This is a genomic window from Salinivibrio sharmensis (assembly GCF_001995985.1).
In the GTDB taxonomy this organism is placed as follows: Bacteria; Pseudomonadota; Gammaproteobacteria; order Enterobacterales; family Vibrionaceae; genus Salinivibrio; species Salinivibrio sharmensis.
Genome location: NZ_MUFC01000040.1, coordinates 1 through 1,019, shown reverse-complemented (window position 1 = coordinate 1,019; position 1,019 = coordinate 1). Strand labels below are relative to the sequence as shown.

Sequence of the window (1,019 nt, the reverse complement as noted above, 5' to 3'; positions counted from 1 at the left end):
TTCGGACATCGATGGCTCAAATGCTTCTTACCAGCTCACCATCGCTTTTCGCAGGTTAGTACGTCCTTCATCGCCTCTGACTGCCAAGGCATCCACCGTCTACGCTTAGTCACTTAACCATACAACCCCAAAAGGTCTTGTATGAAAACAACTAAGGTTTTGTTTTTGCCGGACTCAAAATAGAGACTTTGCTTATCACTAAGACAAAGCCCAAGCACACTTGATTGTGTGAGTGACATTTCTGTCACTGATTGAGAACTTTACTGTCATTCTTTAAGAATGACTTGTCAGCTTTCCAGATTGTTAAAGAGCATCTCTTTTCAGAGTAACGCCTAAAAGCGTTAACCAATGGATGACCATTAGTTAGCGCTTTTCAATATGACCGTGCAATCTGTGTGAACACTCGCAACAATAGCGTCAGTAAGGAGGTGATCCAGCCCCAGGTTCCCCTAGGGCTACCTTGTTACGACTTCACCCCAGTCATGAACCACACCGTGGTAAACGCCCTCCCGAAGGTTAAGCTATCTACTTCTGGTGCAGCCCACTCCCATGGTGTGACGGGCGGTGTGTACAAGGCCCGGGAACNAGCACGTGTGTAGCCCTACTCGTAAGGGCCATGATGACTTGACGTCGTCCCCACCTTCCTCCGGTTTATCACCGGCAGTCTCCCTGGAGTTCCCACCATTATGTGCTGGCAAACAAGGATAAGGGTTGCGCTCGTTGCGGGACTTAACCCAACATTTCACAACACGAGCTGACGACAGCCATGCAGCACCTGTCTCAGCGTTCCCGAAGGCACTCCTCTATCTCTAAAGGATTCGCTGGATGTCAAGAGTAGGTAAGGTTCTTCGCGTTGCATCGAATTAAACCACATGCTCCACCGCTTGTGCGGGCCCCCGTCAATTCATTTGAGTTTTAACCTTGCGGCCGTACTCCCCAGGCGGTCTACTTAATGCGTTAGCGCCGAAAGCCAAAGTCTTAAACCTCAACCTCCAAGTAGACAGCGTTTACGGCGTGGA

At 49.5% G+C, this 1,019-nt stretch carries 2 rRNA genes; both read right to left on the bottom strand.

The features are described 5' to 3' along the window. Positions 1–119, bottom strand: a 23S ribosomal RNA gene (locus BZG74_RS15485); the annotation flags it as partial. Between the two features lie 302 nt (positions 120–421). Then, positions 422–1,019: ribosomal RNA gene (locus tag BZG74_RS15480) — 16S ribosomal RNA — on the bottom strand; the annotation flags it as partial.